The sequence below is a fragment of the Pandoraea apista genome, assembly GCF_001465595.2.
Classification (GTDB): domain Bacteria; phylum Pseudomonadota; class Gammaproteobacteria; order Burkholderiales; family Burkholderiaceae; genus Pandoraea; species Pandoraea apista.
On the sequence record NZ_CP013481.2, the window covers coordinates 3,163,268 to 3,183,170 of the forward strand.

A 19,903-nucleotide genomic window follows, 5' to 3' on the forward strand; every position below is an offset into this window, starting at 1 on the left:
TCGATTCTAGCGCAGCGCTAGACCTCAAGCCATTCGCGACGAATTGCGGGCGCGGCCGCCAGCGCGTCGGGCGGCCCCTCGAAGACAAGCGTGCCACGCCCCATCACCGCCACACGCTGCGCGCAACTGAGCGCGAGCGACAGCTTCTGTTCGATCAACAGAATCGCCACGCCCGCCGCCCGCAAATCGGTCAGAATTCGGCCGATGCGGGCCACGACCCGAGGCGCGAGCCCTTCGGTCGGCTCGTCGACGATCAATAGTTCGGGCCCCGCCATCATCGCCCGGCATAACGAAAGCAACTGTTGCTCTCCCCCCGATAGCGACGCCGCAGGCGCATCGCGCCGGGGTGCCAGTTCCTCGAAGCGCGCGAACGCGTCGGCGAGCGTCAGCGTCCGGTCAATGCCCCCCGCGCGACGCGCCGCGCGGGCTTTGCTATCTCGCTGCCCAAGCAGCAAATTCTGCGTGACCGTCAGCGGCCCAAAAACATCGCGGGTTTCCGGCACATAGCCAACGCCCAGCCGGGCGATCTGATGCGGCGCGAGCGAGACCAGCGACCTGCCGTGCCAACGAATGTCGCCCTCACGTGGCACCTGCCCCATGATCGCGCGAGCCAGCGTAGAGCGCCCCGCACCGTTGCGCCCGAGCACCGCCACGATCTCGCCCGGTGCAACGCGCATCGTCACACCATGCAACACTCGGCTGCCGCCGTATCCAGCCTTGACGTCGGATAGTTCAAGCATCGTGTGCCTCTCCGACAGAGTCCCCGTTGTAGGCGTCTGCGTAATCTCCCAGATACGCTGTACGCACATCCGGATGCGCGCGAATTCGCGCCGGGGTATCGCATGCGATGATCGCGCCGCGTGCCAGCACGGCGATCCGGTCAGCCAGCGAGAAGACCACCTGCATGTCGTGTTCGATCATCAACAACGAGCATCCCCGGCTGAGTTCGGCAATTAGCGCCACCATGCGGGAAGACTCCGACTGACTCATGCCCGCCGTAGGTTCGTCGAGCAACATGACACTGCCTGCCGACGCCGCACACAATCCCACTTCGAGTACGCGTTGCTCGGCGTAGCTCAGTGCGCCCGCCGGCACGTCGCGCCGCGCCTCCAGGCCAAGACGTTCCAGCCAAAGCTCGCTGCGCCGGGTGACGTCGTCCAAGCCACGCATTCGCCGCCAGAACGTATAACGATGTCCGTCCGGCCAAAGCGCTGCGCAACGCAGATGATCGATGACGCTCATTTGGCCGAACAACTGCGAGGTCTGGAAACTGCGCGACAGGCCAAGCCGGCTGATGACATGCGGCGCGCGGCCGGTGACATCCCGCGCGTGCATCAGCACACGCCCGCTGTCGGGCCGCGTTCTACCGGTAATGACGTCGAACAACGTGCTCTTACCTGCGCCGTTCGGGCCGATGATCGCAAGCCGTTCCCCCGGTGCCAACGTCAAATCGACACCGCTCAGCACTTGCGTGCGTCCGAACGATTTGCGCACGCCTCGCACGCTGAGCGCCTGGCCAGACGAGCGAGCCAGTGTTTCGGCGTCACTCATCGTTGCGCCTCCGCACGAAGCCTCGCACTCGCCACGGTGTGCCGCAAACGACGTCCGGCGAACGTCAGGGTGGCAACCCCAACGACGACCATCGCCGCCGCCGCACCCCATACCGCCGTGGCGGCGTGAGCACCCGGTCTTCCTGCCAGATTTAGCCCGGCGTCGCTGGCAAGCCTCGCGCCGTAGGTCATTTCCACGACGCCGATCAGCCCGCCAACGGACAATACGAAGCCAAGACACACCGCCGCATAGGGCTTCCACAGTACTCGTACCCTGCCATCGCGCCAAGCATGTACGTGGGCCGCGATCAACCCCGACATTCCGCCGGGGGCGAATATCACGACCGCGAGAAACCCCAATCCAAGATAGAGCTGCCACGCTCGCGTCAGCGACGCCAGCACAACGGTCGCGAAAACGCCGACGACGGCCCCCAGCATCGGCCCCGCGAAATACGCCGTACCGCCAAGCACAGTAAAAACCAACACGATGCCGGAGCGTTCCAGGCTGAAGGTGTCGGCACTGACCAGTTCGAAATTCAATGCGCCGAGCGCGCCCGCCACTCCGGCGAAAGCCGCAGCAATGATCTGCATGCGATACCGCACCGCCGCAGGCGACTGCCCGAGGAAGGCAACACGCCCCGCGTTGTCGCGTACCGCGCGTGCAAGAAACCCTAACGGCGTTCGCGTAACGCCGTACATCAGGCCTGCGCAAACGAACAGCCATACGGCCACCAGCGCATAGACCTCGCGCTGCGTTGCGAACGTCACGCCGAACCACGCAGCGCCCATCGTCCTGTCGGTAGGGATGCCGCGCTCACCACCGAACCATTCGGGCAGCATTGCGGCCATCACCCAGACAAGCTCCGCTACGCCGAGCGTAATCATCGCGAACGTCATGCCCGAGCGACGCGTGGTGACGTATCCCAGCGTGGCACCTGCGATACCGGCTGCGACGGCGCCCGCCAACGGAACGATGGCCATCGACACAGGCAGCCCCTGAACGCCAATGCGATTCATACACCAAACGCCCGCATAAGCACCGATACCGGCATAGGTCGCGTGGCAAAAACTCAATAGTCCCGTCGAGCCGAGCAGAAGATTGAACGACAACGCGAGAATGGCTGCGGTTCCCATTTGCGTCATCAGCGTTAGCGCCGCGTCGGATGGAAAGCACCAAGGCGCCAGCCCGAGAATGGCGGCAAAGAGCAGCCATACGAGCGCCCGGCGGCGCAGCGATACCGGCACGGATACCGGCGTAACGATGGCGTCGTTCATCACCCCTCCCGAACGCCGAAGAGGCCGCGCGGACGCCACAGCAGCACCGCTACCATCAGCAGATACGGTACTGCGGGCGCAAGCTGCGCAACGCTCAAATGGGAGATCGGGGCAACGACACCACTCAGCGTCCCTAACGCGCCGGAGACGCTCACACCGCCCCCGGTGGCCATTTCACTTTGTGGCCACCATTGTGCAAGGCTGGCATCGCTCGTGACGGCCCATGTCTGCAATAAACCAATCAGCAGCGAGGCGACGAACGCACCGCCCAGCGAGCCCAATCCGCCGACGACAACCACAACGAACACCACACTGCCCACTGTCGCCGCCATGCCCGGTTCCGTCACCAGCACATTGCCCCCTGCCGCCCCGGCCAGTGCCGCCAACGCCGCGCCGCAAGCGAACACGCCCGTGTAAAGCGCGGGCACGTTGTAGCCGAGGGCCTGCGTCATTGCCGGCTGTGACAATGCCGCCTGCAAGATCAGTCCGGCCCGCGTGGCGCGAAACGCGCCCCACACCAGCAAGGCAATCGCACATGCCAGCCCCATCAGGAACAAGCGGTAGGCAGGCACGGCAATGCCCGCCACATGAACGAGCACACCTTCGAAGGCCGCAGGCACGCCGTAGTCGACCGGCCCGCGCCCCCAGGCAAGCTGCACGAGTTCCACCACGACGTACGCCAGTCCGAACGTGGCAAGCAGTTCCGCCAGCGCGCCACGCGTACGCAATCGCCGCAAAACGCTCCATTCGAAGACAGCCCCGATCACTCCCACGATCAGCGGCGCAGCGACCAACGCCGGCCAGAAACCCACTGCCGCCGATAACGCGTAGGCAAAATACGCCCCCAGCATGTAGAAGCTGGCATGCGCGAAGTTCAGCACGCCCAGCATGCTGAAGATCAACGTCAGTCCGCTCGAGAGCATGAACAGCAGCAAGCCATAGCTCACACCATTCACGAGCACGAGGCCCGCAGTGGCATTCAGCAAATGCACGCCGTCTCCTTCGGAAAACCAATGAAAGACGCGGCAGCACCTGCCGCATCGAGAGAAATTCAGGCTGACATTATAGAGGGGAGGGGCAACCGCAATGCCCCGGGATCGCCCGAAAAGCGGCGTCACTGCTGGATTTCAGGCGGCATCCGCACCACCGTTCAGAGGTTTCCGAGCGGAATCCCGGCGGATGCCGCAGTCATGACAGGCGCCATGACCGGAAATCTACGACGCCGCCTGATAATCGCGGAATTTCTCGCGGAGTTTGAGCTTGAGCATCTTCCCGGTCGCCGTATGGGGAATCTCTTCGACGAACACCACATCGTCGGGTATCCACCATTTCACGACACGCCCTTGGTAGAACGCCAACACGTCTTCGCGCGTCAACGTCGAACCGGGTTTGCGAACCACGACCAGCAACGGGCGCTCTTCCCATTTCGGATGGCGAACGGCAATGCAGGCGGCTTCGTGAATCTCCGGATGCGCCATTGCGACATTCTCCACGTCGATGGAACTGATCCACTCGCCGCCCGATTTGATGACGTCCTTGCTGCGATCGGTGATCTGCACATAGCCTTCCGGGTCAATCGTGGCCACGTCTCCGGTGGGGAACCAGCCGTCGATCAACGGCGACGCATCCGAGCCGAAATAACGATCGAGCACCCACGGCCCGCGAGCATGCAGATCGCCGAACGCCTTGCCGTCCCAAGGTAACTCCTCGCCGTCCGGGCCCACGATTTTCAGGTCGACACCGTAAATGGCCGTCCCCTGCTTCTCCAGAATATGTTGCTGCGCCTCGGCCGGCAGGTCGCGGTGATGTTTGCGTAGATGACATAGCGTGCCAAGCGGCGACATCTCGCTCATCCCCCAAGCATGAATGACACGCACACCGTAATCTTTCTCGAAAGTCTGAAGCATGGCCGGCGGGCAGGCCGAGCCGCCGATCACCGTGCGCTCCAGCGTCGAGAAGCGTGCGCCGATAGATTTCACATGCGTCAGCAACCCTAGCCAGACGGTAGGCACACCGGCCGAGAACGTCACGCCTTCGGCCTCGAAGAGTTCGTAAAGCGACTTACCGTCGAGATCCTTGCCGGGGAACACAAGCTTCGCGCCGACAAGCGCGCTGGAATACGGCAGCCCCCACGCGTTCACATGGAACATCGGCACCACGGGCAATACGGCGTCGCGCGCCGACATGGCCATCGCGTCAGGCAACGAGGCACCGAAGGCGTGCAGCACCGTGGAGCGATGGCTGTACAGCACTCCTTTCGGATTCCCTGTCGTGCCCGACGTATAGCAAAGACCGGACGCCGTGGATTCGTCCATCGACGGCCACACGAAATTGCCGTCCTCCGCAGCGATCAACTCCTCGTAGCAAAGCAACGGCAAGCCCGACTCGGGCAGGTGCGCGCGATCCGTCATTGCGATCCAGCCCTGAACGCCGGGGCACATGGGGGCAATCGTCTCGACCAGCGGCAGAAAATTGATGTCGAACGCGACGAAGCGATCTTCGGCGTGATTGACGATATAGGCGATCTGCTCGGGAAACAGGCGCGGATTCACCGTATGCACGACACTGCCCATGCCCGAGACACCGTAGTACAGCTCGAGATGCCGGTAGCCGTTCCATGCCAGCGTACCCACGCGCTCGCCATCGCCGACTCCCAGCCGGCGTAACGCCTGCGCGAGTTGGCGGGCGCGCCGCTCGGCGTCGCGCCAGGTGTAGCGGTGGATGTCGCCTTCCACGCGACGTGACACGATCTCGGTGTCGCCGTGGTGACGCGCGGCATGCGTAAGCAGCGAGGAAATCAGGAGCGGCGCGGCCATCATCTGGCCGAGAAGCGGTGTTGCCATGCGTCGAATCTCCAGAAAAGTCGGGAAAACCGGAATTACGGGGATACGTCGGGAATAGCGTTCAGCCGTTCGAGAAGTTCGTGTGTCGAACGTTGGCACGGTCGGGGCGCGCCTTCTCCGGCACCGCAGAGATTCATTCTTGACGCGCTCGCTCGCCGGGTCAACGCCCATCGCTTGTGCGGCGCAGCAGACATGCGGCTACGCCAGTGTACGCACACTGGCAGCGCACGACGGACACCTCAAGTAGAATGTTTGTTCACCATCAGGAACGTCCTCCAATGTCGGCAACCGACCGTCCCGCCCCTGCTTCCACTTCGCTCAAGCCCTACGGACCGTTGCCTTTGGCGAACCGGTTTGCGTCGCTCGGCAGCGATTTCTATACGCGCCTCGCGCCTCAGCCGTTGCCCGCGCCCTATCTGGTCGGCTTTTCGGCCGACGCCGCGCGGCTGCTGGGCTGGTCGCCTGAAGCGGCACGCGATCCGGAGTTTCTCGCCACATTTGCCGGCAATGCGCCACTGCCCGGGGGCGACCCGCTCGCCAGTGTCTATTCGGGCCATCAGTTCGGCGTATGGGCCGGTCAACTGGGCGACGGCCGGGCATTGCTGCTCGGCGAGTCGGACGGCCCCGGTGGCCGCTGGGAAATCCAGCTCAAGGGCGGCGGGCTTACGCCCTACTCCCGCATGGGCGACGGACGCGCCGTACTGCGCTCGTCGATCCGGGAATTTCTCGGTTCGGAAGCCATGTTCCATCTCGGCGTGCCGACCACTCGCGCCTTGTGCGTCATTGGTTCAGACACGCCGGTGCGCCGCGAAACCATCGAGACGGCAGCCGTCGTGACCCGCCTGTCACCGAGCTTCATCCGTTTCGGTCATTTCGAGCATTTCTGGGCCAGCGATCAGTACGAAGCGCTGCGTCAACTCGCAGACTTCACCATCGATCATCATTACCCGCACTGCCGCGACGAAGCCAATCCGTACCTCGCGCTCTTGAGCGCCGTCTGCGACGCCACGGCCGAGATGGTCGCGCACTGGCAGGCAGTGGGTTTCTGCCATGGGGTGATGAATACCGACAACATGTCGATTCTCGGCCTGACGATCGACTACGGGCCCTTCGGCTTTCTCGACGGCTTCAACGCACACCACATCTGCAACCACTCCGATACGCAGGGACGTTACGCCTATCAGGCGCAACCGAATGTGGCGTACTGGAACCTGTTCTGCCTCGCACAAGCCTTGTTGCCCTTGTTCGGCGAAGGGGAGGCGGCGATCGAGCAGGCGCAGTCGGTATTGCCGGTGTTCAAGACACGGTTTGCCGAGGAAATCGACCTGCGTATGCGTGCCAAACTCGGATTGCGCGAGTCTCACGCCGACGACGAAACGCTCATCAATCGTTTGTTCAAGCTGATGCACGAGGGACGCGTCGATTTCACGCGCCTGTTTCGCACGCTCGCCGCGCTGGAACTCGAGAACCCCGCGGCCGACGAACCGCTGCGTGACATGTTCATCGACCGTGCCGGGTTCGACGCCTGGGCGGTGGATTACCGTGCGCGGCTCCGCCATGAAGCGAGCACCGACGCCAAGCGCGCTGTGGCCATGCGACTCGTCAACCCAAAGTACATCCTGCGCAATCACCTGGCCGAAATCGCGATTCGCCGTGCCGGCGAGAAAGACTTCTCGGAAGTCGACACGCTGCTGCGCGTGCTCTCACGGCCCTACGACGAACAACCCGAATTCGAGCGCTACGCCGAGTTGCCGCCCGACTGGGCCAGCCAGCTCGAAGTCAGTTGCTCGTCTTGATCGACGGGCATGGCGCCGGCGGGCGCCTGAGTATGACGGAACATTGCAAACCGGGGCATCGCCCCCATCTGAACAAGGTCAGACGATATACGACGCGCGGCGGCAACTCCGGGGCCGCCGCCCCTGAGGAGACTCTCATGAGCAAAGTTGAAAAAAACGACGCCGACTGGCGTGCCCAACTCGACGACGTGGAATATCAGGTGACGCGCCATGCGGCCACGGAGCGCGCATTTACGGGCCGTTACTGGGATCACTGGAAAGACGGTACCTACCGTTGCATCTGCTGCGGAGCGCCGCTGTTCGAGTCGACCGAGAAGTTCGACGCGGGCTGCGGGTGGCCAAGCTATTCGGCTCCCGTGGATAAGTCAGGCATCGACGAGGTCATGGATTACAGCCACGGCATGGTGCGCGTGGAAGTCCGCTGCCACAACTGCGACGCCCACCTCGGGCATGTGTTCGAAGACGGTCCGCAGCCGACCGGCTTGCGTTATTGCATCAATTCCGCCTCGCTGAACTTCGAAGACAAGGAAGGTCAGACCGACAAACCCATCGAAGGCTGAACCCCTACCCCGCCGGCCCTCTGCCGGTGGGGCGACACCTGAATTTCGACTTGCGGTGAGCACTTTTGGAGAATTCCCTCCCTGCCAGTGTTCGGACACCGACCGTGCCTCTGCTAAGCTGACATCTCCTTAACAAGCCTCAGGAAACGTCGCTCATGCCAAGCAAAATCACTGGTTTCAAGCCGCTTCTCTGCGCGGCGGCGGCATCTTTCGGCATACTAAGTGCCGCGCCTGCCATCGCGCAGTACACCGGCCCGACCGCCAGCCCAGCAACGACCGGAAGCGTGATGGTACCGTCAGTGGCATCGCATGTTACGACGGTAGAACGAGCGCTGGTTGCCCCCGACGATGCGGTGGCCGTAATCGAGGGCTTCATCGTCAACCGCCTCAAGCACGAGCATTACACGTTCCGCGACGACGCCGGCAGGACTATCGAAATCGAGCTAGACGACAAGTACCTGCCGCCGGGTCGGCAAATCACCGACACGACCCGTGTGCGTATCACCGGCGAAGTCGATCGCCATCGCTTCCGCCCGAACGATATCGACGTGAAGCGCATCGAAATCCTGCCGTAAGACGAAGCGCCCGCCCGACCGGGTGGCGGTGTGGCGCCGCGCGCCGCGCCGCGCTTTCGGAGATTCGCCGCGTCCCTCCAGGGGCCTTTGAAATATAATGGGCGTTTGCTCCCCAGACGCCTTGTGCCCCTGGGTGTTTGCCCCCGAAGCCCCCAAGTCGAGACTTCATGAAATTTCTTTTCGACCTGTTACCGGTCATTCTGTTTTTCGTCGCCTTCAAGTTCGCCGGCATTTATGTCGCCACCGGCATCGCGATCGTGACGACAATTGCGCAAGTCCTCTGGATGTGGCTGCGTCACCGCAAGGTCGAGCCCATGCAATGGGTGAGCCTCGCAATCATCGTGGTGTTCGGCGGTGCCACCATGGTGCTGCACGACGAAACCTTCATCAAGTGGAAGCCCACGGCGCTTTACTGGCTCTTTAGTATCACGCTGTTCGTCGCCGAACTCGTCTTCGACAAGAACCTGATCCGCGCCATGATGGAAAAGCAGATGGCGCTGCCCGAGTCACTGTGGCGTGCGGTGAATTTCAGTTGGGCACTGTTCTTCCTCGCCATGGGCGTACTCAACCTCGTCATTGCTTACCATTTTTCGACCGACACCTGGGTCGACTTCAAGCTCTTCGGTGGCATGGGCCTCATGGTCGTGTTCATCGTCGTGCAGAGCCTCTGGCTCGCGAAGTACATCAAGCAAGACGAATAACGCCCGACAGGAAGTCACCGCCATGACCATGGAACAGCAAATCGAAGCGCGTCTCACCGCTGCGCTCTCTCCCCTGGAATTCGCACTTGAGAACGATAGCGCCCGTCACGCCGGTCATGCCGGTGCCGCGTCGGGCGGTCATTACAATCTCAGGATCGTTTCCGCTGCGTTTACCGGCCGTAACCGCGTTGCGCGTCACCGCCTGGTGTATGATGCGCTAGCCGATTTGATGCAAAACGGCATTCACGCCCTCGCCATTGTTGCGCTCGCCCCCGGCGAAGCGTAATTCGCATGCGACGCGTCCCCCGTCGATTAACCTTGCCTTCGTCATTCGTTAGGAAAAACAGCATGGCATTGAAACTCGCCCGCACGGCTCTGGCGCTCGGCGCCGCCGTGTCGCTGACCGCCGTCTCCCTCCCCGTCCTCGCCCAGAATGTCGCCGTTGTGAACGGCACGCCGGTGCCTGTGGCACGTGCCGACGCCATGGTGCGCGAAATGGTGCGTCAGGGTCAGCCGAACTCGCCGCAACTGCAACAGCAGGTGCGTGAAGAACTGGTCAAGCGCGAAGTCCTCGCGCAGGCAGCCGTCAGCAAGGGGATCGCCACTCAGCCGGACGTCAAGGCACAGCTCAAGCTGGCCGAGCAAGGCGTACTGATCCGTGCCCTTATCGCCGACTTCCAGAAGACGTCGCCCGTGACCGATGCAGAAGTTCAGGCGCGTTACGACCAACTGAAGAAGCAGTTCGGCGATAAGGAATATCACGCTCGTCACATTCTCGTGCCTAGCGAAGATACGGCCAAGGAGATCATTGCGAAGCTCAAGGGTGGCGCGAAGTTCGCCGACCTCGCCAAGCAGTACTCGAAGGACCCGGGTTCGGCACAGAACGGCGGCGACCTCGACTGGTCGCCGGCCAACGCCTACGTGCCCGAGTTTGCCGATGCCCTGCAAAAGCTCCAGAAGGGCCAGTACTCGCAAACGCCCGTCAAGACCCAGTTCGGCTACCACGTGATCGAGCTGGACGATACGCGCGATGCGCAAATCCCGCCGCTGGCCGACGTCAAGCCGCAACTCGTACAGCAGATGCAGGAAGAGAAGCTGCAAGGCTTCATCGAAGGCCTCGAGAAGAAAGCCAAAATTCAGTAAGCTTTGTTGGTACGGCACTGAAACAAAAATCCCGCCTTTCGGCGGGATTTTTTTATGCCTGCGAGAAACGTTCCGCACGCTATCCGGCGCGGAACGTCCCCGTCGTGCCTTTACACCGTCAAGCCACCCAACGGCGAGCGTTGCGGAACATACGCATCCACGGGCTATCTTCGCCCCATTGCGCCGGCGCCCAGCTCATTTGCACAGTGCGGAACACGCGCTCCGGGTGCGGCATCATCACCGTGAAACGGCCGTCGCCCGTCGTCACCGACGTGAGGCCCCGCGGCGAACCGTTCGGGTTGAACGGATACTGTTCGGTCGGTTGACCGCGGTGGTCCACGAAGCGCATCGCAGCGATCGCCTGATCAATGTTGCCTTGCTGGCCGAAGTTGGCAAAACCCTCGCCGTGCGCGATCACGATCGGCAATTGCGAGCCAGCCATGTCCTTGAAGAACAGCGACGGCGAGTCGAGCACTTCCACTTGCGTGAGACGTGCCTCGTACTTCGATTGGTTATACGTGAACTTCGGCCATGCGGCCGCGCCGGGAATCAGGTTCGAGAGGTTGCTCATCATCTGGCAACCATTGCAAACACCCAACGCGAACGTATCGGCACGATTGAAGAAGCCGGCGAATTGCTCGGCCAGCGCCGGGTTGAACAGAATCGTCTTCGCCCAGCCCTCACCTGCGCCCAGCGTGTCGCCATACGAGAAGCCACCGCAGGCGATGAACCCCTTGAACGCTTCAAGCGTATGACGGCCTGCAAGCAAGTCGCTCATGTGCACGTCGTAAGCGTCGAAGCCGGCCTTGTCCAACACGTAGGCCATCTCCAGATGCGAGTTCACGCCCTGTTCGCGCAGAATGGCGATCTTCGGCCGCACGCCCGTCGCGATGAACGGTGCGGCAATGTCTTCGCTCGCATCGAAAGTCACCTTCGGCGAAAGCCCCGGATCGCTCGTGTCGTTCAGGGTTTCGTATTCGGCGTCGGCCGCTGCCGGGTTGTCGCGCAGACGCGCGATGCGCCAGCTCACCTCCGACCACACGCGTTGCAGCTCTGCGCGCGACGCGCCGAACACCTTCTTGGCGTCGCGGTAGATCTCGATGACGTCGTTCGTGTTCGGCTTACCGATCACGTTCGTGCAGCTCGACAGACCGGCTTCGCGCAGCGCCTGCAACACGGCATCGCGCTCAGACGCCCGCACCTGGATCACGCCGCCAAGCTCTTCGGAGAAGAGCGCACGGAGCGTCTTGTCTTCACGACGGCCGACCGTCTGCTTCGCCCAGTCCTTCGCGTCGCCGTAATCGGACTCGAAGCCTTCGTCGAGCGTGAGCATATCGACATTGAGCGACACCCCCACGTGGCCCGCAAAGGCCATTTCCGCCACAGTCGCGAACAAACCGCCGTCCGAACGATCGTGATAGGCGAGCAGCTTGCCTTCGCGATTGAGCTTCTGGATGGCGTTGAAGAAACGCTGAAGGTCTGCCGGATCGTCCAGATCCGGTGTCACGTCGCCAATCTGCTGCGTAACCTGTGCGAGGATACTGCCGCCAAGACGGTTCTTGTTGTGCCCTAGATCGATTGCGATCAGCACCGTCTCGCCGACTTCCGCGACCGAGCGCAGTTGCGGCGTGAGATGGCCACGCACGTCTTCGACCGGCGCGAAAGCCGATACGATCAGCGAAACCGGCGCGACCACGTCCTTGCTGCGGCCTGCGTCTTCCCACTTGGTACGCATCGACAGCGAATCCTTGCCGACAGGGATCGACAGGCCCAGCGCCGGGCACAGTTCCATGCCGACGGCCTTGACCGTATCGAACAGCGCCGCGTCCTCACCCTCGGTGCCACACGCCGCCATCCAGTTGGCCGACAGCTTGATCTGATCGAGCGACGCAATCGGCGCCGCCGCGATGTTGGTGATGGCCTCGCCGACTGCCATACGGCCCGATGCCGGGGCATCGATCACGGCCAGCGGCGTGCGCTCACCCATCGTCATGGCTTCGCCGCGATAACCGGCGTAATCCATCAGCGAGATGGCGCAGTCGGCCACCGGCACCTGCCACGGGCCGACCATCTGATCGCGCGCGGTCAGGCCGCCCACGGTCCGGTCGCCAATGGTGATGAGGAACGACTTGCTCGCGACCGTCGGGTGACGCAGCACGGCACGCGCCACGTCATCGAGCGACAGGCCCGTGACGTCCACCGGCGGCAGCTCTGCCTTGACTCGCGTAACGTCGCGATGCATGCGCGGCGGCTTGCCGAGCAGCACGTCCATCGGCATATCGACCGGGTCCGGCGACTCGGGGTGCATCGGGTCGACCAGCTTCAACTGACGCTCGTCCGTCGAGATACCGATCACTGCCACCGGGCAACGCTCGCGCTGGCAGACTGCCTGGAAGGCCGGGAAGCTGTCCGGCGCAATGGCCAGCACGTAGCGCTCCTGCGCTTCGTTACTCCAGATTTCGGCCGGCGACATACCCGACTCTTCGAGCTGGACCTGACGCAGATCGAATCGGGCGCCCTTGTTCGCGCCGTCAACCAGTTCCGGGAACGCATTTGAGATGCCGCCCGCGCCAACGTCGTGAATCGAGAGGATCGGGTTGGCCTCGCCCTGACGCCAGCACCAGTTGATGACTTCCTGTGCACGACGCTCGATTTCCGGGTTACCGCGCTGCACCGAATCGAAGTCGAGCTCGGCCGTGTTGGTGCCGGTCGCCATCGAACTGGCGGCGCCGCCGCCCATGCCGATGCGCATGCCCGGACCGCCGATCTGGATGAGCAGCGTGCCGGCGGGCAAGTCCTGCTTGTGCGTGTGTTGCGCAGCGATGTTGCCCAAGCCGCCCGCGATCATGATCGGCTTGTGGTAGCCGCGCACGCGACCGCCCACGTTCTGTTCGTAGGCACGGAAATAACCACCGAGGTTCGGCCGGCCGAATTCGTTGTTGAATGCAGCGCCGCCCAGCGGGCCCTCGATCATGATCTGCAACGGCGACGCAATCCGATCCGGACGGCCGTAGTCGGCGCCGGTGTCGTCGGGCTTGCGCAGCGACGGCGGCACGGCCACGTCGCGGTCGTTCTCCCAGGGTTCGCGGGCGTCCGGCAGCGCCAGATTCGACACGGTGAAACCGGTCAGCCCCGACTTCGGGGTGGACCCACGACCCGTTGCGCCTTCGTCGCGAATCTCGCCGCCAGCGCCCGTCGACGCGCCCGGGAACGGCGAGATCGCCGTCGGGTGGTTGTGCGTCTCGACCTTCATCAGGGTGTGGGTAAGCTCAACGCTGCGGCCGTACTTGCCATCGGCACCGCGCGGATACCAGCGTTCCACTTCGGCGCCTTCCATCACCGAAGCGTTATCGGAATATGCCACCACCGTACCCTGCGGGTGCAACTGGTGCGTGTTCTTGATCATCTGGAACAGCGACTTGTCCTGCGCCTGACCGTCGATGGTCCATTGCGCATTGAAAATCTTGTGACGGCAATGCTCGCTGTTGGCCTGGGCGAACATCATCAGTTCCACGTCGGTCGGGTTACGCTTCAGGCTCGTGAAAGCGTCGACCAGATAGTCGATTTCGTCATCGGCCAGCGCCAGGCCAAGGTCTCGATTCGCGGCTTCGAGGGCGCCTCGGCCCACGCCGATCACGTCGACCGTCTGCAGGGGCTTGGCCGGCAGCTCGACGAAGAGGGCCTCGGCGTCGCTGCGCGTGGCCACGACCGTTTCGGTCATGCGGTCGTGCAACACGCCCGCGACACGGGCGAGCACGTCTGCGGGCAGCGACTTCTTGCCGCCAAGCAGGCCCGACTTCACGCCGATCGTGTATTCGACAGCGCGCTCGATACGGCGCACGTGATCGATGCCGCAATTACGGGCGATGTCCGTCGCCTTGCTCGCCCAAGGCGAAATCGTGCCCAGGCGCGGAATCACCAGCAACTGGTCGCCCACCGGTTCTTCGCCCACCGGCTCACCGTAAGTGAGCAGACCGGCCACACGGACCACGTCTTCGCTCGACAGCGGTTCGGCGCTGGCTACGAGATGAACGTAGCGGGCGTCGACACGCACGATCGAACTGTCGATGGCTTGCAGGGTCTGCAGAAGACGTTGCTGGCGGAATTCGGAAAGCGCCAAGGCGCCGGCGAAGCAGGCAATGTGAGTCATGGAAGGACGGAAGGCGAGGCGTTCAAAACGCGGGGGAACGACAAACCGGGATTATACCCTGCTTACCCCGGGTTATACCCGAGTGTGCGGCAGGCAATATGGGTAGCCTCCCGCCCCGGGAGGGCGTCTCTCTGGTAACCTATGCGCCCCGTAACGAACACGGGCCGCAAAACCGCATTTCGGTGGCGGCACGGCCAAAAACGACACTAACAAGCGAACGAGCGGGCGTTCGCCACACACCAGACGGTTGGGAATGAAGGTCATCGTTATCGGCGGCGGGGTCATCGGCACGTGTACTGCCTACTATCTGGCCGCCGCGGGGCATACGGTTACACTCGTCGAGCGCAATAGCACGGTCGCGCAAGAGAGCAGCTTTGGCAATGCGGGCGTCATCGCGCCAGGGTACGTCACGCCCTGGGCGGCGCCGGGCATGCCGCGAAAGTTGCTGGGCTACATGTTCAGCTCGGCCAGTCCGCTCATCTTCCGGCCTGGCCTGTCGGCCGGCACGTGGCGTTGGGCTGCCCGCTGGCTGCGCGAGTGCAAGCTCGAGCGCTACCGCGCCAATCGCGAGCGCATGCAACGCATTGCTTTCTACAGCCAGCGCTGCCTGCACGAACTGCGCGAAACCCACGTCTTCGAATACGAACACACGCAGGGCTACCTGCAACTGTTCCGGACCGAGCGCGAAATCAAAATGAACGAGCCGGCGCGCGCCATGCTCACCGAGAACGAAGTGCCGCACCGCCTGCTCACTGCCGACGAGTGCCGCAAGCTCGAGCCTGCGCTGTCGACCGATGCCCAACTGGCAGGCGGCCTGCACTTGCCGCGCGACGAGACCGGCAACTGCCCGCTCTTCACGAAACGCCTCGCCCAGATCGCCCGCGATATGGGGGTGACACTCGCCACAGAGACGACCGTGCTGTCGGTGCGCCCGAATGTCGGCCGCGCAGGCGTCACCGTCGAAACCGCGGGCACCGGGCAAGCCGCCCAGCGCGCCACGCTGGAAGCCGACGCCGTGGTGATCGCCGCGGGCGTGGCCAGCACTGCCCTGCTGCGCCCGCTTGGCATCGATCTGCCACTCTGGCCGATCAAGGGGTACTCGATCACGGTGCCGGTCAAGACGGAACTCTTCAGCCCGCGCATTGCCGTGATGGACGAATCGTACAAAACCGCCATCACGCCGCAAGGCAACCGTTTGCGCATTGCGGGCACAGCCGAACTGGGCGATACCGAACTCGTGCTGCGCGAACGCGCCATTGCCACGCTGTACAAGGTGGCCACGGACTGGTTTCCCGGCGCGGGCAAATATCGCGAGGCACGCGCCTGGGTAGGCGCGCGCCCCATGCTCCCCGACGGCCCGCCTCTGCTCGGCGCTACACACCTGCCCGGCATTTTCCTGAACGTCGGTCATGGTTCGACCGGCTGGGCCATGGCCTGCGGATCCGGCCGGGTGCTGGCAGACGTCATCTCCGGGCAAACGCCGGAAATCGATCTGAACGGCCTGACACTCGCGCGTTACGAGCACTAATCACCCCTCAGCGGTGCCCCTCTACTCGCACCCTCGCGCCGGAAACGCGGCCGCCGCTAAAGCGGCTAGCGGCTGCGGCAGGCGGCCTCTCTTCGATGCCCGCGGGCGGCGCCGACCGCGTTCGGAAACCCCTTCGGTCAGCTTGTGGGAAAAGACCGACATGGCATCGGGGCGCACACCTGCAGGCAGAATGCCGCGATGGCGGCATAATCTCACGATAAGCACCTAGCGCACGTCACGCCGGGCCAATGCCCTCCGCATCGGGACGCCGCGCTCGCCGCACCTGCTACCGGGAGCCTTGCCTGCTATGTCTGATTCTTTGCGCGTCAACGTTCCTGCCAACACCGCCAGTCCGAGTCCGCTGGCGCGCGTTCCAGCCCCCCGCAGCGAGGTTCCCCTCGGGCCGGCCTGCGCAACGGTGGCGCTCGATCTGTATCTTCCCGGCACATTGCGCGACGTGGAGCGGACCGCCGCCGCCGCACGCCCTGCGCATGCCTTGATGGCCCGCGCCGGGGCAGCGGTTGCCGAGTGGCTGTACGGACGCCTGCCCGCGCTGGTGAGTGCCGGCCGCCAGCCCGTCTTGATTCTCGCCGGCCCCGGCAACAATGGCGGCGACGCTTACGTCGCCGCATGCGAGTTGCACCGGCGCGGCGTACTCGTCGAAGTCTGGCAACTCGCGCCGCCCACCGCCGACGACGCCCGCTGGGCTCTCGCCAATGCCCTTGCCGCCGGCGTGACGGTTCGGGCCGCCCCCGATACCTGGCCGGCCCCGTCGGCTTACGCCTGGATTGTCGACGGTCTGTTCGGCATCGGCCTGTCGCGCCCGCTCGAAGGGGCCGCCGCAGCGCTTGTCGAGAATATCGCCTACGCTCATCGCCAAGGCACGCCCATGCTCGCCATCGACATCCCCAGCGGACTGGCGGCGGCCACCGGGGTCGCTGCCGGCAGCGTCATACGTGCCGACGTGACCATGGCAATGCTCGGCGCCTGCCCCGGCCTATTCACCGGCGACGGCCGCGACTACGCCGGCGAGGTGCTCGTAGCCACGTTGGATGCGGACGACGCACTGACAGCGGCGCGAACAGCACTCCCCGACGGCAGCCTCATCACTACCAGCGCGCCCAACGCCTTCCTCGCGCATTTGCCGCAACGGCATCACGCCACCCACAAGGGAAGCTATGGGTCGCTGGCGGTGTTGGGCGGACACGAAGGCATGGTCGGCGCGCCGCTACTTTCGTCACGCACCGCCCTGATGACGGGTGCCGGACGCGTCTATGTCGGGTTTGTTGCACACGATGCGCCTGCGTGGGACCCGGTGCATCCGGAGCTGATGCTGCGCCACGCCGAAAACCTCGATCTTGCGACGATGCAGGCGGTTGCCGTCGGGCCCGGCCTCGGCACGTCCGCAGCGTCTGCCGCGTGCCTGTCACGCGCACTCGCACTCGACCACACACCGCTTGTCATCGATGCCGACGCGCTGAATCTGCTCGCTGCCGAACCAGCGCTCGCGGAGCGCGTGCGCCGCCGTGCCGGGCCTACGGTGTTGACACCGCATCCGCTCGAAGCCGCACGTCTGGCGGGCTGCGATGTGGCTCGCATTCAATCTGACCGACTGGCTTCCGCCCGCGCGCTCGCGCAGCATTTCGGCGCGACCATCGTGCTCAAGGGGTCCGGCAGCATCGTCGACGACGGAACCCACGCCTGGATCAATACGACAGGAAACGCCGGGCTGGCCACGGCGGGCACGGGCGATGTGCTCACCGGCGCCATCGGCGCGCTGCTCGCGCAGGGCATGCCCGCAACGCAGGCGGCACTTGCCGCGGTATGGCTGCATGGCCGAGCCGCCGAACGCTGCGTATGCGCAGGTGCCGGACCTGCCGGACTGACGGCGTCCGAACTTTTGCCCGCAATACGCGCCGAACTGGCGGATTTGCTGAACGAGGTAACGCCCGTGACACCCCTTACTCAATCACCTGGCGGGTCGCGCACCGATCCCCCCTGAAACGGCATATCCCGTAATACCCGCCTACTCCTTCATTTCGGCGCGATTGCCCTGCGACTCCCGTTATACTTCGCTTTATCGAAATGTCTCTATCGCACATGCCGTACAAGCCATCCGCGCCTTCCGCTCGTCTCGATCAACTCCCCGCCTGGCGTACTCTGCTGACGCATCGCGACGACATCGCCGCCCAGCATATGCGTGACTGGTTCTCCGGCGCGGGAGCCCGCACACGCGTCGAACAATTCTCACTACATGCGGCCGGCCTGTATCTCGATTACTCGAAGAACCGCATTACGGAAAAGACACGCACGCTGCTTACCCATCTTGCGCGCGAATGCGACCTTCCGGCCAAACGCGATGCCATGTGGGCCGGCAAGCATGTGAACGTCACGGAAAATCGCGCGGCATTGCACATTGCTTTGCGCGCGCCGAAAGGCATGGTCTTCCGCGACACCACGAGCGAAGTCAGCAGCGGCATTCTCTCAATGCTCACCCGTATGCGTGCCTTCAGCGAGAGCGTGCGCGACGGCCGTTGGGTCGGGGCGACCGGCAAGCGCATCAGGCATCTGATCAACGTTGGCATTGGGGGGTCCGACCTGGGGCCACGCATGGTGTGCGACGCCCTGGCCGCTTACGGCCGTCAGGATCTGAGCGCGCACTTCATTGCCAACATCGATCCGACCGAATTGGCGCGCACACTGCCTTTACTCGATCCGGAAAGCACGCTCGTTGTCGTCTGCTCGAAGACATTCACCACGCTGGAGACGATGACCAACGCGCGCACGATTCGCGCATGGTTCGTGGCGAACGGTATTCCGGAGAACGAACTCAGCAAGCATTTCGTCGCTGTGTCGACGAACGTTGAAGAAGCCATGGGCTTCGGCATTCTCCGCGAGAACGTATTCGAGTTCGGCGAATGGGTGGGCGGCCGCTACTCGCTCTGGTCGTCGATCGGGCTCGTCATCATGCTGTATCTGGGTGCGCAGCATTTCGATGCACTGCTCGCCGGAGCGCATGCCATGGACGAACACTTCCGCACTGCGCCGCTTGAAGCCAACATGCCGGTGCTTCTTGGCCTGCTCGGCATCTGGTATCGAAATTTCTTCGACGCGCAATCGCTCTCCATCGCCCCGTACACGGACGCACTCCAGAAACTGCCGCCCTATCTCCAGCAACTGGACATGGAGAGCAACGGCAAGTCGGTGCAGATCGATGGCACGCCTGTCGCCTGGCAAACCGCGCCGATCATCTGGGGCGAGCCGGGCACGAACGGGCAGCATGCGTACTTCCAGATGCTGCATCAAGGCACCACACTCGTGCCGGTCGACTTCATCGCCGTGCTCGAACCGCAATACGACGCGCCGGCCTATCTGGATCATCACCGCAAGCTGCTCGCGAATTGCTTTGCGCAGAGTGAAGCGTTGCTGCAGGGAGGTTCGATGGCGACGGCCGAACAGGCGGGCGGTCCGCTGGCCTCTCAACGTCACTTCAACGGCAACCGGCCGAGCAACACACTGGTCATCGACAAGCTCTCGCCCGAACGGTTGGGTGCGCTGATCGCGCTCTATGAACACAAGGTATTTGTGCAGGCCGCCATCTGGAACATCAATCCGTTCGACCAATGGGGTGTTGAACTTGGCAAGACGCTGTGCCGGGCGATCGAGCCTGAACTCGCCGATCCGGAGTCACTCAAGCCCGATGCGCACGACGCTTCCACGACATCGTTGATCCGCATGGCTGGCGAAGCCCTGAAAGCGAAGGGCTGAAGCCTTCGGCGTCT

The 19,903-nt window shown here is 63.6% G+C and carries 15 protein-coding genes; 9 read left to right on the forward strand and 6 right to left on the reverse strand.

Annotation, left to right across the window (positions count from 1 at the left end):
* Positions 1–17: 17 nt before the first annotated feature.
* The 5 genes from AT395_RS14480 to AT395_RS14500 form a co-directional block, all read right to left on the reverse strand.
* Complete coding sequence (locus AT395_RS14480) at positions 18–740, reverse strand: ABC transporter ATP-binding protein (protein ID WP_048629563.1); 723 nt, start codon at positions 738–740, stop codon at positions 18–20.
* Complete coding sequence (locus AT395_RS14485) at positions 733–1,551, reverse strand: ABC transporter ATP-binding protein (protein ID WP_048629564.1); 819 nt, start codon at positions 1,549–1,551, stop codon at positions 733–735. The genes AT395_RS14480 and AT395_RS14485 overlap by 8 nt, the downstream gene beginning before the upstream one ends.
* Complete coding sequence (locus tag AT395_RS14490; protein ID WP_048629565.1) at positions 1,548–2,825, reverse strand: branched-chain amino acid ABC transporter permease; 1,278 nt, start codon at positions 2,823–2,825, stop codon at positions 1,548–1,550. Before AT395_RS14490 ends, AT395_RS14485 begins: the two co-directional genes overlap by 4 nt.
* Positions 2,825–3,748, reverse strand: coding sequence for a branched-chain amino acid ABC transporter permease (locus AT395_RS14495; RefSeq protein ID WP_042118636.1), 924 nt, complete (start codon positions 3,746–3,748; stop codon positions 2,825–2,827). Before AT395_RS14495 ends, AT395_RS14490 begins: the two co-directional genes overlap by 1 nt.
* 291 nt (positions 3,749–4,039) lie before the next feature.
* On the reverse strand, positions 4,040–5,668 hold the full coding sequence (locus tag AT395_RS14500) for a 3-(methylthio)propionyl-CoA ligase (RefSeq protein ID WP_048629566.1): 1,629 nt from the start codon (positions 5,666–5,668) through the stop codon (positions 4,040–4,042).
* Positions 5,669–5,946: 278 nt separating this feature from the next.
* Here AT395_RS14500 and AT395_RS14505 point away from each other — a divergent pair, with 278 nt between their 5' ends.
* The 6 genes from AT395_RS14505 to AT395_RS14530 all read left to right on the forward strand — a co-directional run bounded on the left by AT395_RS14505 (position 5,947) and on the right by AT395_RS14530 (position 10,443).
* Positions 5,947–7,464, forward strand: coding sequence for a protein adenylyltransferase SelO (locus AT395_RS14505; protein ID WP_042116221.1), 1,518 nt, complete (start codon positions 5,947–5,949; stop codon positions 7,462–7,464).
* Positions 7,465–7,601: 137 nt separating this feature from the next.
* A complete protein-coding gene (gene msrB, locus AT395_RS14510) occupies positions 7,602–8,024 on the forward strand; it encodes a peptide-methionine (R)-S-oxide reductase MsrB (RefSeq protein WP_042116222.1) in 423 nt (140 codons plus the stop codon).
* A gap of 155 nt (positions 8,025–8,179) precedes the next feature.
* Positions 8,180–8,599: a YgiW/YdeI family stress tolerance OB fold protein gene (locus AT395_RS14515; protein ID WP_048629567.1), complete on the forward strand. Its 420-nt coding sequence runs from the start codon at positions 8,180–8,182 to the stop codon at positions 8,597–8,599.
* Positions 8,600–8,766: 167 nt separating this feature from the next.
* The gene (locus AT395_RS14520; RefSeq protein ID WP_048629568.1) at positions 8,767–9,300 is read left to right on the forward strand and encodes a septation protein A; all 534 of its coding nucleotides are present in this window, start codon (positions 8,767–8,769) and stop codon (positions 9,298–9,300) included.
* Positions 9,301–9,322: 22 nt separating this feature from the next.
* The gene (locus AT395_RS14525) at positions 9,323–9,586 is read left to right on the forward strand and encodes a BolA family protein (RefSeq protein ID WP_039365984.1); all 264 of its coding nucleotides are present in this window, start codon (positions 9,323–9,325) and stop codon (positions 9,584–9,586) included.
* Between the two features lie 62 nt (positions 9,587–9,648).
* Positions 9,649–10,443: a peptidylprolyl isomerase gene (locus tag AT395_RS14530; protein WP_042116227.1), complete on the forward strand. Its 795-nt coding sequence runs from the start codon at positions 9,649–9,651 to the stop codon at positions 10,441–10,443.
* Between the two features lie 118 nt (positions 10,444–10,561).
* Here the strand turns inward: AT395_RS14530 and purL are convergent, their stop codons facing one another.
* A complete protein-coding gene (gene purL, locus AT395_RS14535) occupies positions 10,562–14,593 on the reverse strand; it encodes a phosphoribosylformylglycinamidine synthase (protein ID WP_048629569.1) in 4,032 nt (1,343 codons plus the stop codon).
* A 253-nt stretch (positions 14,594–14,846) separates the two neighbouring features.
* Between purL and AT395_RS14540 the strand changes: the two genes are divergently transcribed.
* The 3 genes from AT395_RS14540 to pgi all read left to right on the forward strand — a co-directional run bounded on the left by AT395_RS14540 (position 14,847) and on the right by pgi (position 19,889).
* Positions 14,847–16,121 (forward strand): D-amino acid dehydrogenase, encoded by a 1,275-nt coding sequence (locus AT395_RS14540; protein ID WP_042116231.1) that lies wholly within the window; start codon positions 14,847–14,849, stop codon positions 16,119–16,121.
* Between the two features lie 307 nt (positions 16,122–16,428).
* Positions 16,429–18,123, forward strand: a complete 1,695-nt coding sequence (locus AT395_RS14545; RefSeq protein ID WP_082164856.1) for an NAD(P)H-hydrate dehydratase — start codon at positions 16,429–16,431, stop codon at positions 18,121–18,123.
* Positions 18,124–18,206: 83 nt separating this feature from the next.
* A complete protein-coding gene (pgi, locus tag AT395_RS14550; RefSeq protein ID WP_231606155.1) occupies positions 18,207–19,889 on the forward strand; it encodes a glucose-6-phosphate isomerase in 1,683 nt (560 codons plus the stop codon).
* Positions 19,890–19,903 lie beyond the last annotated feature (14 nt).

What these genes read in the sequence shown, in the direction of transcription:
- AT395_RS14480 (WP_048629563.1), bottom strand. Translation starts at nt 740, where the DNA reads ATGCTTGAACTATCCGACGTCAAGGCTGGATACGGCGGCAGCCGAGTG.
- AT395_RS14485 (WP_048629564.1), bottom strand. Translation starts at nt 1,551, where the DNA reads ATGAGTGACGCCGAAACACTGGCTCGCTCGTCTGGCCAGGCGCTCAGC.
- AT395_RS14490 (WP_048629565.1), bottom strand. Translation starts at nt 2,825, where the DNA reads ATGAACGACGCCATCGTTACGCCGGTATCCGTGCCGGTATCGCTGCGC.
- AT395_RS14500 (WP_048629566.1), bottom strand. Translation starts at nt 5,668, where the DNA reads ATGGCAACACCGCTTCTCGGCCAGATGATGGCCGCGCCGCTCCTGATT.
- pgi (WP_231606155.1), top strand. Translation starts at nt 18,207, where the DNA reads ATGTCTCTATCGCACATGCCGTACAAGCCATCCGCGCCTTCCGCTCGT.
- AT395_RS14525 (WP_039365984.1), top strand. Translation starts at nt 9,323, where the DNA reads ATGACCATGGAACAGCAAATCGAAGCGCGTCTCACCGCTGCGCTCTCT.
- AT395_RS14505 (WP_042116221.1), top strand. Translation starts at nt 5,947, where the DNA reads ATGTCGGCAACCGACCGTCCCGCCCCTGCTTCCACTTCGCTCAAGCCC.
- AT395_RS14515 (WP_048629567.1), top strand. Translation starts at nt 8,180, where the DNA reads ATGCCAAGCAAAATCACTGGTTTCAAGCCGCTTCTCTGCGCGGCGGCG.
- AT395_RS14495 (WP_042118636.1), bottom strand. Translation starts at nt 3,748, where the DNA reads ATGCTCTCGAGCGGACTGACGTTGATCTTCAGCATGCTGGGCGTGCTG.
- purL (WP_048629569.1), bottom strand. Translation starts at nt 14,593, where the DNA reads ATGACTCACATTGCCTGCTTCGCCGGCGCCTTGGCGCTTTCCGAATTC.
- AT395_RS14530 (WP_042116227.1), top strand. Translation starts at nt 9,649, where the DNA reads ATGGCATTGAAACTCGCCCGCACGGCTCTGGCGCTCGGCGCCGCCGTG.
- AT395_RS14520 (WP_048629568.1), top strand. Translation starts at nt 8,767, where the DNA reads ATGAAATTTCTTTTCGACCTGTTACCGGTCATTCTGTTTTTCGTCGCC.
- AT395_RS14545 (WP_082164856.1), top strand. Translation starts at nt 16,429, where the DNA reads ATGTCTGATTCTTTGCGCGTCAACGTTCCTGCCAACACCGCCAGTCCG.
- AT395_RS14540 (WP_042116231.1), top strand. Translation starts at nt 14,847, where the DNA reads ATGAAGGTCATCGTTATCGGCGGCGGGGTCATCGGCACGTGTACTGCC.
- msrB (WP_042116222.1), top strand. Translation starts at nt 7,602, where the DNA reads ATGAGCAAAGTTGAAAAAAACGACGCCGACTGGCGTGCCCAACTCGAC.